The sequence below is a fragment of the Campylobacter pinnipediorum subsp. caledonicus genome (assembly GCF_002022005.1).
Taxonomy (GTDB): domain Bacteria; phylum Campylobacterota; class Campylobacteria; order Campylobacterales; family Campylobacteraceae; genus Campylobacter_A; species Campylobacter_A caledonicus.
This window is the reverse complement of sequence record NZ_CP017258.1, coordinates 25239-41192: the sequence shown is the minus strand read 5'-3', so window position 1 is coordinate 41192 and position 15954 is coordinate 25239. Positions and strand designations below refer to the sequence as shown.

The following is a 15954-nucleotide window of genomic DNA, read 5'->3' as shown; positions in this document are numbered from 1 at the left end:
TTTATATGTTGCTTAATATATTTTTAAGATTCGTATAACTATGTATACCCTGCTAGTAGTGGATGCTTCCATGGCATTCATGAATTTTATCTTCACTAAACCCAGCTTTTTGAAACTGTCCATCCACATTTGAAATATAGATAAAATAATTATTGTTTTTACTTTTTACAAGTTTAAGAGATAAAATATTTATTTTTTAAATCTAAAACAAAATATAAAAAAGAATACAGAAGCTACAAGTATGATACTAGCTCCACTTGTAAGATCAAACTCAAAGCTTAATATCAAGCCTATGATGCAAAAAACAGATGCTATGATTGATGATAAAACCATCATCGAACCAAGTCTTTTTGCAAATCCACTTGCTATTATAGATGGTATGCTAATAAGAGCTATAACAAGTATAAGCCCCACTACTCTAATAGTAGCAACCACACAAAGTGCCATCATACAAACCATAATATAATATAAAAGTTTTACATTTACACCACGAAGTTTTGCAAACTCCATATCAAAGCTAATAGCCACAAACTGGCGATAAAGAGTAGAAACTAAGAGTATAAATATAGAGTTTAGTATAAGCATAAACACCAAATCAGTATCACTAACAGCTAGTATAGAGCCAAAAAGATAGCTCATAAGATCTACATTGTATCCAGGTGTAAGATCTATCAAAATGATACCAAGTGCCATTCCAAAAGCCCAAATAGCACCTATGATAGAGTCTATCTTGTTTTTGTCTATGAATGTTATTTTAGCGATAATAAGGGCTAACAAAAGTGAAAATGTACTAGCCCCAAGAAGTGGCTCAAATGAGAAAAAAAATGCTATACCTATGCCACCATAAGCACCGTGTGCTATACCGCCTGCTATAAAGCCCATACGATTTATAACAACCAAAGAGCCTACCACTCCACAAGCTATACTAACTAACAAACCAGCCAAAAGTGCATTTTGCATAAAATCAAGATGTAAAATTTCAATCACAACCACACTCCTTTAAAGCAAGCTCTACATCGCAAAAGTGATTGTGATTTTTGGCAAGATGAGCTATAAATTCTTGTTTATTTAAATCCGGGGTAATGTTATGTAAGTGTAAATTTTTACTCACATAGGCTACTTTTGTGGCAAAACTAAGGGCTATGTTTGCATCGTGGCTTATAAGCACTATGGCTACGCCTTGTGCATTTATATGTTTTAGCAAAGAGTATATTTCTGCTTGTGTTTTTGTATCAACACTAGCCGTTGGCTCATCAAGCATTAAAATCTTGCTTTTTGTACATAACGCCCTTGCTATGTAAACCCTTTGTCTTTGTCCACCACTAAGCTTATCTATACGAGAATTTGCGTATTCTTGCATATCTACCATTTTAAGGGCATTTAGGGCTTGTTGTTTTTGATCTTTTGTATAAAAACCAAACATTTTTTTATCTATAAGTCCCATTAATACTACTTCTATAACGGTTATAGGAAAATTTTGATTGTGTATAAAGCTTTGAGGAACATAACCTATGGCATTGCTTATACTTTTTGGGGATTTATCAAATACCTTTATGCTTCCGCTTTGTGGTTCTAAAAGTCCTAGCATAAGCTTTAAAAGTGTGCTTTTGCCACCACCATTTGGCCCTATGATAACTAAAAAATCATCAATATTTACATTTAAGTCAATATCTTTTAAAACAAAATTTGTATCGTCATAGCTAAAACTAACATTTTTTAATTCGATCATATTCAAAATATACTACTTTTTAATGAAATAAAAATCATAAAAATTCCTAGAACTAACATTATAAAAATCGCAATAATCTCTATATATGGTTTAAAATTTCTTATCTTTGATATAGAGTTATTATTTATTTTTTGACCAAAAACGGCTGCTAAAAATATAACAACGCTCATTCCAAGAGCCATAAAAATACCGCTTAGTATACCCGTAAAATAACTTCCAAGCTCAAAAGCAAGTATAAACACCAAAATAACACCCGGACAAGGTATCAAGGCAGATGAAGCCGCTATAACCCAGTCCTTATATGTGCTATTTTTGCTTAGATTTATGCTCGTACAAGATGTGCAACCACAACCACTTTCGTGTGTATTCCAAGTATATTTTGGTTTTGTTTTTTTAAGTTTTGTATATAGCATATAAATAGCTATCATTGCTATCACAATGCCACAAATTAATGTTGAAATTCTTGATAATTCTCTAGAAAGTATTAAGTCTATCTTACTAAGTGTCAAAAATGTAGTTCCAACCAAGACAAAAGCTCCCAAAACATGCATAACACCAACTTTTATAGAAAAGTTAAAAGCTTTAAGATAACTTCCTCCATTTGCAGCAAAATAGCTTCCTGTTAAAAGCTTAGCATGTCCTGGACCAGCAGCGTGCAAAAAGCCATAAATAAAAGAAAAAAACAGTATCAAAAATGTTGAAAATATAGTTGGATTTTGTTGATTGTCTTTAAAAATTTGCTTTAGTCTATCTAAAAATCCAAGACTTACCTTTGATAAAGAGTCAAATTTCTTGGCATCAATCTCATCTATATAAGAATAATCAGGCTCTTTTTCTTGCAAACTTGCCACATCTTTTAACTTTGGTTTGGCATCATCTTGCTTTGCGACCTCTTTTTTTACTATTTTAAAGAAATTTATGTTTGCATTTATGTTTTGAACAACCCAATAACTAGGCGATATTTCGTATGATTTTTCATCCATAAAAGTAAAATAAAAATACTCATTTTTGTCAAAAATTTCTATAGGTATAACAAGGTTTTGTTCTATTTTTATCCTCAACAAAAACTCAACTTCAAATCTCAGCCGCCCTTTGTCAAAAAATATATTATAATCTTTTACTTTAAGCAAGATATCTTTTGCATCTTCATCGCCTTTGTAATGCGATATTTTAGTTAAAAATCCATTTGGAACAAGATAGTCTAAAAGAGATCTAAGAACAACCTGCAATTCACTTTTGTCAAAGTGTTTATCTGAATTTGTGTCATATGTTTGAAGCATCAAATTTGAAAAATTTTCAGAAAATGTCCAGATAAGTTTTACACTATCTATGTTATCATTTGTTGTATGAAATTTAGTGGTTACGTGTGCGGTAGGGCTATATAAAGCACACAACGCACACGCAAATGTATTAACGCTAAGGATAATAACTAAAAAAAAATTTTTCAATTTTTAAGACTTTTGGCAAAGACTTCAGCTGTTTTTTTCATCTCTTTTTCCCATTCAAGAGGCAACTGATCTATCTCAACAACTTTTGAACCTGTTTGTTTTGCTATGATTTTAGCTGTTTTTTGAGAAAATTGAGGTGCTACAAAGATAACTTTTATATTATGCTCTTTTGCCTCTTCTATAAGCTCAGCAAGTTCAGCTGGTTTTGGCTCTTTACCTTCTATCTCAATAGGAAGTTGTTTTAAGTCATATCTTTTTGCAAAATATCCCCAAGATGGATGATAAACTATAAACATAGAATCTTCAAAAGGTTTTAATGTTTTTTCTATATATTTATCCAACTCATCAAGTCTTTTTGTAAATTTATCTAAATTTTCCTCATAAAGTTTTTTATTTTCTGGGAATTTTTCAATTAAAGCTTGTGCTATTGTTTTTGTTTGTTCTTTAACAAGCATCGGATCAAGCCAGATATGTGGGTCAAGTTCGCCATGATGGTGATGATGTGCTTGTGCATGATGGTTATCATCATGATCGTGATGGTCTTTATCGTGGGCATGATCATGGTTATCATCATGGTCTTTGTCATGATGATCGCCATCGTGATCTTCGTCGTGATGATCTCCTTCGTGGTAGTGATGTTCATCATGGTCATCATCATCATCGTGGTGATGATGTGCTGCCATTTTTATCTTTTCTATACCTTTATCTGTATGGATTATGTTTAAATTTGGGTAGGCTTTTTTAAATTTATTAAGCCAAGTGTCCTCAAACTCTATACCAACAGCAAAATACAAATCGCTTTTTTCAAGCTCTTTCATCTGTTGTGGTTTTGGCTCATAAGTATGAGGATCTGATCCTTTTTCAACCATAGCATTAACATCTAAAGTATCTCCAGCTATTTGTTCTACAAAATATTTTGTAGGTAAGATAGATGTGCTTACAAGTGGCTTACCAAAAAGAGCGGTAGCGGCAACGATCGCGAATAAAAGTGTTTTTTTCATAAAAATCTCCTTTGATTTTAAAAATAAAAGTCATAGAGTTTAACAAAATGCAACTAAGTTGCTACTTAAAAATTAAAAGTACTCAAGCTTTTAAATTTCCAAAATTTTCGCCAGTATCTAAGAAATTTTGTAAAAAATATTCGTTATTATAACCCTCTTCTTTTAACAATTTATACATAGAATGGATATCATCACTACTTAAAAGGGAGTTATGCACGGTTGTTCTAACTTCAAAGTCAAAATTTATGCTTATTAGGTATTTTAAAGTTTTCATAAACTCATCATATAAATTTGAGTTTGTAATATCTTTAAATTTTTCTTTTAAGGATTTAAAATCAAGAGCTATATAGTCTATAAGCCCAAGCTGGATGGCTTCTTTTAGGATTTTTAAATTTGTTCCATTTGTATCAACTTTAAGCAAAAAACCTCTTTTTTTAACCTCTTTTGCAAGTTTCAAAAAAGATTTTGTAAGAGTGCATTCCCCACCGCTAAACACAACAGCATCTAGTTTATTTTTGCGAGAATCCAAAAATTTGCAAAAATCCTCATCGCTTATATAAGGCTCACCTAAAACTATCTCCGTATTGTAGCAATACTGACACCTCATGTTGCAACCACAGAACCAAACAACACAAGCTATCTTGCCAGCATAATCAGTTAAATTAAATGGTGTTATTTTAAAAATACCCATATTGATATTGGTTTAAATATTTTTATAAGATTTAAAATCACATTCTTGTTTAAATTTAACTCTCTCTCTATGTTCACCTTTTTTACCAAGGTTAAAGCTTTCAACTGGTCTATGATACCCCATAACTCTTGTATATACAACACATCTTGTTCTTTTTGATTGCAATTCTTGTGGAAATTCTTGCATTTACGCTCCTTTATATTTGTTAAGTAACTCTTGATCACATATAGGACAAAACTCATGTTCCCCTGCTATATAACCATGCTTTTCACAAACACTAAACACAGGTGTTATGGTAATATACGGAAGTTTATAGTTTTGGACTATATTTTTTACAAGTTTTTTACAAGTTTGGGTATCACTTATCTTTTCTTTCATATATAGATGAAATACGGTTCCTCCTGTATAACTTGATTGGAGTTCATCTTGATAATCAAGTGCTTCAAAAGGATCATCTCCAAAATCAGCAGGTAACTGAGTAGAGTTTGTATAGTATATATTATCTCCGCTTCCAGCTTGTATGATGTCTTTAAATCTTTTTTTGTCTTCTTTTGCAAATCTATAAGTAGTTCCTTCTGCCGGTGTTGCTTCAAGGTTATATAAATTTCCTGTTTCTTCTTGAAAAGATTTTATCTTATCTCTTAAAAATTCTATCATTTCAAGTGCAAATTCCTTACCAAAATCGGTAGAAATATCTTCTTTGTCATCTGTAAAATTTCTAATCATCTCATTTGCACCATTTATACCAATAGTACTAAAATGATTATTGAAATGTTTAAGATATCTAGCTGTGTATGGATAAAGACCTCTATCATACATCTCTTGTATAAATTTTCTCTTTTTTTCAAGAGTTGACTTTGCTAACTCTAAAAGATATATAAGCCTATCATAAAGCGCTTTTTTATCATTTTTAAACTCATAACCAAGTCTTGCTAGATTTATAGTAACAACACCTATACTTCCAGTCATCTCGGCACTACCAAAAAGACCACCACCACGCTTTAAAAGCTCTCTTAAATCAAGCTGCAATCTACAGCACATAGACCTAACAGCACCCGGCTTGTATGCCTTTTCATTTGGTATTTTATTTCCATTTTCATCAATAATATATTGACTACCTATGAAATTTTGAAAATAACTAGACCCCATTTTTGCCGTATTTTCAAACAAAACATCAGCAACTTCGCTATCCCAGTTAAAATCCTCTGTTAAATTTACCGTAGGTATAGGGAATGTGAAAGGTTGTGAGCATTTATCTCCAGCCGTTAAAACCTCATAAAAAATCTTCACTATTCTGTGCATTTCAGGCTCAAAATCTTTATATGTCATATCAATAAGACTATTGCGACCTCTTTTTTTAGCCTCTTTCAAAAGCTCAAAGTCATCTGTGTGTTTAAAAATATGCTCATCATTTATCGTTGGAATTTGCTCTTTTAAATCATCAGGACAAGATATATCTATAGTAACATTTGTAAATGGACTTTGTCCCCATCTGGCTGGAACATTTAGATTAAAAATAAAACTAGTTATAGCCTTTTTTATCTGCAAATCACTTAATTTATCTTTAAAAATATAAGGAGCAAGGTATGTGTCAAAACTAGAAAAAGCTTGAGCTCCAGCCCATTCACTTTGAAGTATGCCTAAAAAATTTGCCATTTGAGAGAGTGCTTGTCTAAAATGTCTAGGCGCTTTGCTTTCAACCCTACCCCTAACACCATTAAAGCCTTCATTAAGTAAGGCTCTAAGGCTCCAACCAGCACAATATCCGGTTAAACAATCAAGATCGTGTATATGATAATCACCATTTCTATGAGCTATGCCCTCCTCTTTGCTATACACGCTATCAAGCCAAAAATTTGCTATAACCTTACCGGCTGTATTGTTTATAAGACCTGCATTTGAATAGCTTGTATTTGAGTTAGCACTAATCCTCCAGTCTGATTTGTTTATGTATTCATTTATAGTTTGGGTTGAGTTTATATAAGTTGTATCTTTATTGAGTCCAAGAATTTGCTCTCTTTGCATTTTATGAGTGTGCCTATAAAGCATAAAGCTCTTTAGGACATTAAAATAACCAGTATTAAAAAGCTCTTTTTCTATAGTGTCTTGTATATCCTCAACGGTAGCTATATTTTGTTTTTGAAAGATACTTTGAACAACATTTGTAAATACATTTTCATCATAATCTAAATTTTCACTTTCAAATGCTTTTTTTATAGCATCAACAATTTTATATGCTTGAAAATCCTGTTTACTTCCATCTCTTTTTACAACTTGTTTCATATCCCACCCTATATAAAATTCCTTTGGAGTATATAGAAAAAAAGCTTAAAGTTTAAGCAAATTGATATTATTTATCAAAAAAATAATAAATAAAGTACTTTTTAATTTACACTTAAAATAATTCATAAAAATCAAGCAAAAATATTAAATAACACAATAAACCATACCGTAACACAAAGAAAAATGCTTAAAAACTATAGAACTTTCAACATCTTTTGCCTTTCCTGCTAGCTCATTATATTCTAAGGTTACAAAATCTACAAATCTTTCTATAGCACTATTTATAGCTCCTGCTATGAAGATAATAATAAGGCTCATAAACATCAAAATTTTGTTTGTAAGGCCTGTATCCACAAAAATAACAATGGTAATAACAAAATTATACATATAATCTCTATCTTAAAAGAACTTTCTGAAGTTATCATATCTTTAAGCCATTTTAGAGCATATGTAGTATTTTTAAAAAATTGTATTTTGGTTGATTTCTCATATATTGCCTTTTTGTAATTATTTTCTAGCATTTTGCAAAATGTCTAAATTTGGTTTGTATACCTTTGTTTCAACATTAAACAAGCCTAAAATAGTATGGAAAAAATTATTATGTGAGACTTCGTTTTTAGTATAAGAAATCAATTTTTCTTTATCTATATATTTGTTTAAATAACTATCTCCAAACCACATCATAAAACCAATATGTTTTTGATTTTCAGGTGCCATAAAATACGGTAAACCATGTAAGTAAATTCCATTTTCACCCAAGCTTTCTCCGTGATCACTTGCATAGAGCATAGCAGTATCATAGGTACTCGAATAACTTTTTAAAAATTTTATAACCTTTGAAAGAAAATAATCAGTATATAAAATAGCGTTATCATAGGCATTGTTTATCTCTTCTTGAGTGCATTTTTCAAACTGATTTGTCAAACAAACAGGCTTAAAAACTTCAAATGATTTAGGATATCTTTTATAGTATGCCGGACCGTGATTTCCCATTTGATGTAACACTATAAGGATATCTTTGTTTTTGTTTTTGTCTATAAACTTATCGAGTCCGACAAGCATTCCTTCATCTCTACATTCAGAGCCTTCACAAATGGTATTGTTTTTTGGGGTTTTATAATCTTCATAATTAGTTCTTATAGCAACACCTTTTGAATCAGAATTATTATCTCTCCACAATATATTAACTTCATTTGTTCTTAATAATATATCTAAAACATTTTCTGTTGAATTAGCTTTTTTCTGACTATAATCATCTCTATTATAAACGGAAAACATACAAGGCACAGAATAGGCTGTGGAAGTTCCGCAAGAAAAAGCATTTGAAAAATTATAAACATCTTCTTTTGACAATAAAGGATTTGTATTTTTTGTATAGCCATTCAATGAAAACCTATCTGCTCTAGCTGCTTCGCCAACAACTACTATAACAAGTTTCGGGACTTGATTTTGTATTTTATTTATTTTTACATCTTCTGCAATAGGCTTAACAACCACATCTGCTGAATTAATCAAGTTAGAAACATATTTTCCTGTGCTATATATCCAATAAACAGGATTTATACTATATCTAAGCGGTTTATGTTCTCTAAAAAAAGATGTATAAAATCTACTAAAAATCAAAACAATCACTACTGTCAATATAAAAAATATACCTAAAAATTTAAATTTTAAGAATAACTCTTTTTTGAAAGCCATATACTCAATATCAACTTTATAAACAAAACACGATGGTAAAAAACCAAGAAAAACTATATATAACAATAGTTTTAAAGAAAAAAGATCAAATGACTCATTTAAATTTGTTTGAACTATATTTTGTATCATTTGTGTATCTATAACTATATGATAAGTATCTATAAAATAGGCACTAAAAGATGATACAAATAAAGTTATAATCAAAATGGGCTTAGTTGTATATCTGGATGATAATAATGTGAAAAAAACTATCAAAAAACTTGTTAATGTAAATGCTGCCATAAATAAATAAAATAAATCAATACCACTAAATTTATACACCTCTACTACATTTTTTAAAAATGTAGTATTGTAAAATATAACAAAAAATATACTTACTAAAGTAATTAACTTATTTTGCGTGAGCTTCAAATTAAATCCTTAAAATATAAACTTTATTAATTATTTATCTTTTTATTTTTGTAGATATCTTAATATATAAAAATACTCATAATTACTGACAGCCTTGACATTCGATAGATCTATCGGCTACATTATTTACTTTTTCACTATCAGGACTTTCACTTCTTAGATAATATGTTGATTTTAGTCCTAGCTCCCAAGCAAGAGTATAAATTTCACTTAGATATCCACCACTAGCCTTATCTAAGCTTATAAATATATTTAGGCTTTGACCTTGATCTATCCATTTTTGTCTAATAGCACCAGCCTTTATAATAACTCTTTGATCTAGTTCATAAGCTGGTGTGTAGTATTGCCAAGTATCTGTGTTTAGATTTGGTACAACAGTTGGTATCATTCCGCTTAAATTGTGTTCAAACCACTTACGCTTATAAACAGGCTCTATTGTCTGAGTGGTTCCCACTAGTATACTTATACTTGAAGTAGGTGCAATAGCCATAAGATAGCCATTTCTCATACCATCTTCTTTTACTTTTTTTCTAAGCTTATCCCAGTCACAAGTATCATCATCAAACAACCCACCTCTATCAACAAGTGCTTTTGCTTTTTCACTTGCTGAGTCTATAGGAAATATACCCTTGCTCCATTTTGATCCATCATAGCTAGGATAAATGCCCTTTTCAACTGCTAAATTTGAACTAGCATAAATAGCATTATAGCTTATGTTTTCCATAACACTATCTATAAGGCTAAGATGTTCGTAACTACCCCAACTTACACCTTTTGTAGCTAGCATTTCAGCCTCTCCCATAACACCAAGCCCTATCGCTCTTGTATGAAGATTTGTCTGTTTTACCTTTTTATGTGGATAGAAATTTAGATCTATTACATTATCTAGCATTCTTACAGCTATAGGCACTACTCTTTGTATATCTTCTTTTGTGTTTATCTTGCTTAGATTTATACTTGCTAGATTACAAACAGCTGTTTTGCCCTCTATATTTTCTTTTTCTACTATAAAAATTTGTCTTTTATTTATACTATCAAGTGCTGATAATTTTTTTGCTTTTTTGACTATACCTGTATCTATTTTTACTTCATCCTCTTCATCATAAAGCTCAATATCACCATTTTCAAAAGTGATTTTTATCTTATAATAATTTGGATCTGTGTTTTGAAAAATTTCGGTACATAGGTTTGAACTTCTTATGATGCCATCGTGGTTATTTGGGTTTGTTCTGTTTGCATTATCCTTAAATCCCAAAAATGGCATACCAGTCTCAAAATAATTAGTAAGAATTTTTTTCCACAACTCTTTTGCCATAACTGTATTTTTTTGTATGCTTTCATCATTTTCATACTCTATATAGCGTTTTTCAAACTCTTCGCCATAAAGATCACAAAGATCGCTAACTTGCGCCGGATCGAAAAGAGTCCATCTTTCGTTGTTTTTAAGACGCTTCATAAAAAGATCGTTTATCCACAAAGCTGGAAAAAGCTCGTGTGCTCTACGGCGTTCTTCTCCTGAGTTTTTGCGAAGATCTATAAAATCCCCAACATCCATATGCCAAGGCTCTATATAAACAGCTATAGCGCCTTTTCTTGTGCCAAGCTGATCAACAGCTACCGCTATATCATTTGTAACTTTTAAAAATGGAATGATACCGCCTGCTGCATTTTTATGTCCATCTATGCTGCCGCCCATAGCTCTAACCTTGCTCCAGTCCCAGCCTATACCACCACCAAATTTAGATAACAATGCCATCTCTTTGTAACTATCAAAAATTCCTTCTATATTATCAGGGGTGCTACCTATGTAACAAGAGCTTAGCTGATGTCTTTGTGTTCTTGCATTAGATAAAGTAGGAGTAGCAAGCATAACCTCGAATTTACTTATAAGATCATAAAATTTCTTTGCCCAGCTCTGAGAGTCAAGCTCATTTTGAGCCAAAAACATGGCTATAACCATAAACATATGCTGTGGCAACTCTATAGGTTCACCTTTTTGATCTTTTATAAGATATCTATCGTAAAGTGTTTTTATACCAAGATATGTAAACTGTAAATCTCTTTTTGGTTGTATATAATCATCAAGATCATCAAGATCATATTTTTCTTTTAGACCTGGGATAATACGACCTATTTTTTCGCCTTTTTCTAAATATTCTCTTAAATGATTATAGCCGTTATATCCGGTTACTTTATGATACAAATCATACAAAAAAAGTCTAGCAGCAACAAAAGTCCAATTTGGACGATCTATATCTATCTTTTCAACAGCTGTTTTTATAAGAGTTTGTTGAATTTCTTCGGTACTTATCATATCACGAAACTGAATTTTTGCATCAACCTCAAGTTCACTAAGACTTACATTATCAAGACCTTCAATCGCTTCTGTTGTATATTTTTTAATCTTTGATATATCAAGCTCTTCTGTTCTTCCGTTTCTTTTTATTACTTTCATTTCTCACCTTAAAATATTTTATTTGTTTCTTTGGTTTTAAAAACCTTCATAGGTTTTAAACGCTAATTTATATAAAGCCATTAGTGTATTCTTATCTATCTCTAATAGCTCCTCAATTACTGTATCTTCTTGAGCTTGTAGAGTTTCTTGTTCGCTTATTATTTTTTCAATAGTTATAGGTAATTGAATGCATAATTTTTTAAATGCCTCTTTATCTCCTGTAACTATCTCATAAAACTTATCAATTGAAATTCGTCTTAATCTTGCATTTGGATTTTGTTTTGATTTATCAATAGCAATAACCCATTCTTTATCTTGACTTTCTTTTGCTATAATCTCAACTAATGCACATATACTATTGCCCCTATCATCACTAGTTAATAAATGATTTTGAAATTTCATATAAGTTTTAGCACTAGATGAACTATTCATAGTGTTATGTTTATTCTTTATTTCAACATAGTATGTATCACCACAGTTAGGTTTATATATTACATCCCAATACTCTTCTGGCACCTCGCAACAGTTAAAATATTTAAAAATATTCTGATGGAAATAACCAATAATATTATTATTTGACTTATCTCTTTGTCTTTGTATTTCAAGCCTTATAATATCTTCATAAGACTTATTAAATACATTTTTATCAAATAATAATTTTATAGGATCGATAATGTTGCTATTGAATTTTTTTAAATTAACAGACTTAAGAACCTGATTATATTCTTTTATCGTTTGTTCTAAATGTCTTTCAAAATCATTCTCGCTAATAAATTCAAGTATATATTCGTTCATTTTATACCTTGTTTAATGTTTGTGATATTTCAAGGCCTATTTCTTTAGCCAAATTTACAGGCACAGCATTCCCAATTTGTTTATATTTTGCAACAATTGAGCCGGTAAAAACCCAATCATCAGGAAAACTTTGTATTCTAGCATTTTCTCTAACACTAAATGGTCTTACTTCTATTGGATGGCATCGTTCTGTTTGCTTCATTTGCGGTGTTGTTAAAATTGTCAAGGATGGTTCATCTAAGCTCAATCTTCTTAGTATTCCGGTTCTCCCACCACCCATATTCCAACAAGATTTCATATAATCTTTAGCCAAATCTTCCGGTATATCTCTCCAATATCCGCCAGCTGGGACAAGAGAAAATATCTTTGCTTTTTTCTCCGAATAGCTAGCACATTCACTTTTGGGAAGATCTTTAAGTATATCTTTTAACACTGGTTTATATTCGTGTGGCATAGGAAAATTAAATTTAAGGTTCTCTAAATCTTTTCTTACTCCTATTACAATAAGTCTTTCTCTTTTTTGAGCTACTCCATAATCCCATGCATTAAGAACTTTGTATTTTATCTTATATCCTTGTTCTTCAAAAATATCAGAAATAACCTTAAATGTATTTCCTTTATCGTGTGTCAAAAGTCCTTTTACATTTTCAAATAAAAACATTTTAGGCTGTAAACGATTTAAGAATTCTGCATAATGATAAAACATAGTTCCTCTTATATCGTTTAAGCCTAATCTTTTACCAGCATAGCTAAAACTTTGACAAGGTGCACCACCGGATAAAAGGTCTAATTGTCTACTTTTTATTCCAAATTCTTTTTCCAAATCCCTTTTTGCCACTTCTTTTATATCTTCGCAAATAACATTCCAATTAGGTCTATTTGTAGATAATGTATTAGCTGCTGATTTATCAAACTCAACTAAGCCTATATGTTCAAAGCCTGCCATTTCAAGCCCTAAAGCAAGCCCACCAGCTCCAGCAAAAAGCTCTATACTTGTCATACTATCTAAAAACTCTATTAAAAATTCTATCTACATTTTTAGTATAGTATCCATACTCAAAACAACTTCTTATATCATCTTGAGTAAGAGATTTGTTTAAGTCTTCATCATTTAATAAATTTTGTAAAAACAAGCTTTCGCCATTTTCGTTTATGGCTGGTCTATTTTGTTGTAAATCAGCCCACACCTTCATCGCATTTCTTTGAACTATCTTATAAGCATCTTCACGACTAACACCACACTTAGGAAGTTCAAGTAAAACTCTTTGAGAAAACACTAAGCCACCAGTTAAGTTTAGATTTTTCATCATATTTTCAGGATAGACAACTAAATTCTTAATCAAATTTGTAAGTCTATGAAGCATAAAATCAGCCGTTATAAATGAATCAGGTAGCATAAATCTCTCAACAGAGCTATGACTTATATCTCTTTCGTGCCAAAGTGCAACATTTTCCATAGCTGGGATAGCATAAGATCTAAGAACTCTACAAAGTCCTGTTATATTTTCACTAAGAACTGGATTTCTTTTATGTGGCATAGCAGAACTTCCCTTTTGACCGGGACTAAAATACTCTTCAGCCTCATAAACTTCAGTTCTTTGATAGTGTCTTACAGCAACTGCTATCTTTTCACAGCTTGAAGCAAGGATTGCAATGGCATTCATAACCTGCGCATATCTATCTCTTTGGATTACTTGGTTTGAAGCCGGAGCTGGTGATAAATCAAGCTCATCACAGACTAATTCTTCTAGTTCAAGCGGAGCATGTGAAAAATTTCCCATAGCACCACTTATCATACCAACACTAATAACCTTTTTAGAATGTTCTAAAAGCTCTAAGGCTCTTTTTATCTCATCAAACCAAATCGCCAAAACCAAACCAAATGTTATAGGTTCACCGTGTATTCCGTGACTTCTTCCCACCATTAAAGTTTTCTTATGCTCCAAAGCTCTTGTTTTAAGTGCCGAAAGTAATTCATTCACATCTCTTATGATAAGCTCTAAGCTATCTTTTATCTGCAAAGCAACAGCTGTATCTATACAGTCGCTACTTGTCATTCCAAAATGAACAAACCTGCTCTCACCTCCAAGACTCTCACTAACACTTGTTAAAAATGCTATAACATCGTGCTTTGTTGTTTTTTCTATTTCATCTATTCTTGATATGTCAAATTTAGCGTTTTTTAATATCTTTTCGCAGTCATCATCACTAATGAATCCTAACTTATTCCAAGACTTTACAGCTGCAAGTTCTACTTTAAGCCAAGCGTCATATTTCGCTTGCATACTCCACTTATCAGCCATCTCTTTACGCGAATATCGTTCTACCATATTATAAGACCTTTATGAGTTTTTTTGTATAATTTTAATAAAAAAATTATACAAAAATTGCCCTGAAATAGTGGTTATAATTGGTTTAATTTGAACTTAAATTTTTAAAGACTATAAACTTATAAAGAAAGGTTAATTTGCCATACATAAATAAATTTCTAACCAAAGCAAATTCACAAAAAGCCTATGAGATAATGATAGACAAAGGCTTTAGTATGAGAGAAGCTCAACGACTTATAGACAAAGGTAGACTTATCTGTGATAAAAATGTCATAAAAGAAAAAAATGCCATCTTAAATGGAGATGTTTATTTGATTGATTATGAGCCAAATCCAAAAGGTCTAAAACCGATATTTGAATGTGATGATTTTGTAGTATTTGATAAACCTAGCGGGGTTTTAAGTCATCCAAATGGAAGAAATTGTCTTTATTCTTTAAATGATGAAATTTGGCATCTGTATGGTAAAAATGCTTGTGTTGCACATAGACTAGATTTTGAAACAAGTGGGCTTATAGTAGTTGCGCTAAACAAAAACTCACAGATAGAGTTAAAAAAGCTATTTGAACAACGAAAGGTAAAAAAGACATATCTTGCATTAGCAAAAGGTTTTATAAAAGAAGATTTTAGTGTAAATGCAAAAATAGGACTTGCCAACAACTACGATGATGTAAAAATGCGAATGGAAATTTCAGATAATGGAAAAGATGCTTTGACTGGATTTAGGGTTATAAAATATTTTGATGATATAGATGCTACCTTGCTAGAAGCTACACCATTCACTGGAAGACAACACCAGATAAGAGTGCATTTGTTTCACGTGCAACATAGTATATTAGGAGATCCACTTTATGGAATTACAAAAGATAAAATAATAGAAATTTTAGATAAAAAAATGCCAAAACAAGAAAGACTAGTACTAACTGGTGCAAGTAGATTGTTGCTACATTCAAACTCATTGTCCTTTATATTTAATGAAAAAGAATACAACATAAAAAGTAATTTTAATGCTTATGATGAGTTTTACAAACTAGCATATAAATATAAATCTTAAAAGACATATAGCACAATGCTATCATAAAATAAAAAGATATATTAAAACAGACTACAAAAAT

12 protein-coding genes and 1 pseudogene are annotated in these 15954 nt (G+C 31.0%); 1 reads left to right on the top strand and 12 read right to left on the bottom strand.

Translation table 11 applies throughout. From position 1 onward, the window contains the following. Positions 1 to 189: 189 nt before the first annotated feature. From CPIN18021_RS00155 to purB, 12 genes and pseudogenes are all read right to left on the bottom strand, one after another. A complete protein-coding gene (locus CPIN18021_RS00155; RefSeq protein WP_078422642.1) occupies positions 190 to 987 on the bottom strand; it encodes a metal ABC transporter permease in 798 nt (265 codons plus the stop codon). Further along, positions 980 to 1729, bottom strand: a complete 750-nt coding sequence (locus CPIN18021_RS00150) for a metal ABC transporter ATP-binding protein (RefSeq protein ID WP_078424856.1) — start codon at positions 1727 to 1729, stop codon at positions 980 to 982. Before CPIN18021_RS00150 ends, CPIN18021_RS00155 begins: the two co-directional genes overlap by 8 nt. A gap of 2 nt (positions 1730 to 1731) precedes the next feature. Beyond that, positions 1732 to 3177: a HoxN/HupN/NixA family nickel/cobalt transporter gene (locus CPIN18021_RS00145; protein ID WP_078424121.1), complete on the bottom strand. Its 1446-nt coding sequence runs from the start codon at positions 3175 to 3177 to the stop codon at positions 1732 to 1734. After that, positions 3174 to 4178, bottom strand: coding sequence for a metal ABC transporter solute-binding protein, Zn/Mn family (locus tag CPIN18021_RS00140; protein ID WP_078424120.1), 1005 nt, complete (start codon positions 4176 to 4178; stop codon positions 3174 to 3176). The genes CPIN18021_RS00145 and CPIN18021_RS00140 overlap by 4 nt, the downstream gene beginning before the upstream one ends. 82 nt (positions 4179 to 4260) lie before the next feature. Then, complete coding sequence (locus tag CPIN18021_RS00135; protein WP_078422637.1) at positions 4261 to 4869, bottom strand: anaerobic ribonucleoside-triphosphate reductase activating protein; 609 nt, start codon at positions 4867 to 4869, stop codon at positions 4261 to 4263. A 42-nt stretch (positions 4870 to 4911) separates the two neighbouring features. After that, positions 4912 to 7152 (bottom strand): annotated as a pseudogene (locus CPIN18021_RS00130) (ribonucleoside triphosphate reductase); the annotation flags it as partial. Between the two features lie 144 nt (positions 7153 to 7296). Next, positions 7297 to 7539 carry a diacylglycerol kinase gene (locus tag CPIN18021_RS00125; protein ID WP_226995981.1) on the bottom strand — a complete coding sequence of 81 codons (243 nt, stop codon included), beginning with the start codon at positions 7537 to 7539 and terminating at the stop codon, positions 7297 to 7299. 120 nt (positions 7540 to 7659) lie between these two features. Continuing rightward, a complete protein-coding gene (locus CPIN18021_RS00120) occupies positions 7660 to 9261 on the bottom strand; it encodes a phosphoethanolamine transferase (protein WP_078424118.1) in 1602 nt (533 codons plus the stop codon). Between the two features lie 82 nt (positions 9262 to 9343). Then, a complete protein-coding gene (locus CPIN18021_RS00115; protein WP_078424117.1) occupies positions 9344 to 11716 on the bottom strand; it encodes a ribonucleoside-diphosphate reductase subunit alpha in 2373 nt (790 codons plus the stop codon). A 36-nt stretch (positions 11717 to 11752) separates the two neighbouring features. After that, positions 11753 to 12511: an Eco47II family restriction endonuclease gene (locus CPIN18021_RS00110; protein WP_078422630.1), complete on the bottom strand. Its 759-nt coding sequence runs from the start codon at positions 12509 to 12511 to the stop codon at positions 11753 to 11755. A 1-nt stretch (position 12512) separates the two neighbouring features. Next, on the bottom strand, positions 12513 to 13511 hold the full coding sequence (locus CPIN18021_RS00105) for a DNA cytosine methyltransferase (protein WP_078424116.1): 999 nt from the start codon (positions 13509 to 13511) through the stop codon (positions 12513 to 12515). A 1-nt stretch (position 13512) separates the two neighbouring features. Further along, the gene (purB, locus tag CPIN18021_RS00100; RefSeq protein WP_078424115.1) at positions 13513 to 14841 is read right to left on the bottom strand and encodes an adenylosuccinate lyase; all 1329 of its coding nucleotides are present in this window, start codon (positions 14839 to 14841) and stop codon (positions 13513 to 13515) included. 137 nt (positions 14842 to 14978) lie between these two features. On the opposite strand from purB, the gene CPIN18021_RS00095 reads away from it, so the two are divergent. Next, a complete protein-coding gene (locus tag CPIN18021_RS00095; protein ID WP_078424114.1) occupies positions 14979 to 15893 on the top strand; it encodes an RluA family pseudouridine synthase in 915 nt (304 codons plus the stop codon). Positions 15894 to 15954 lie beyond the last annotated feature (61 nt).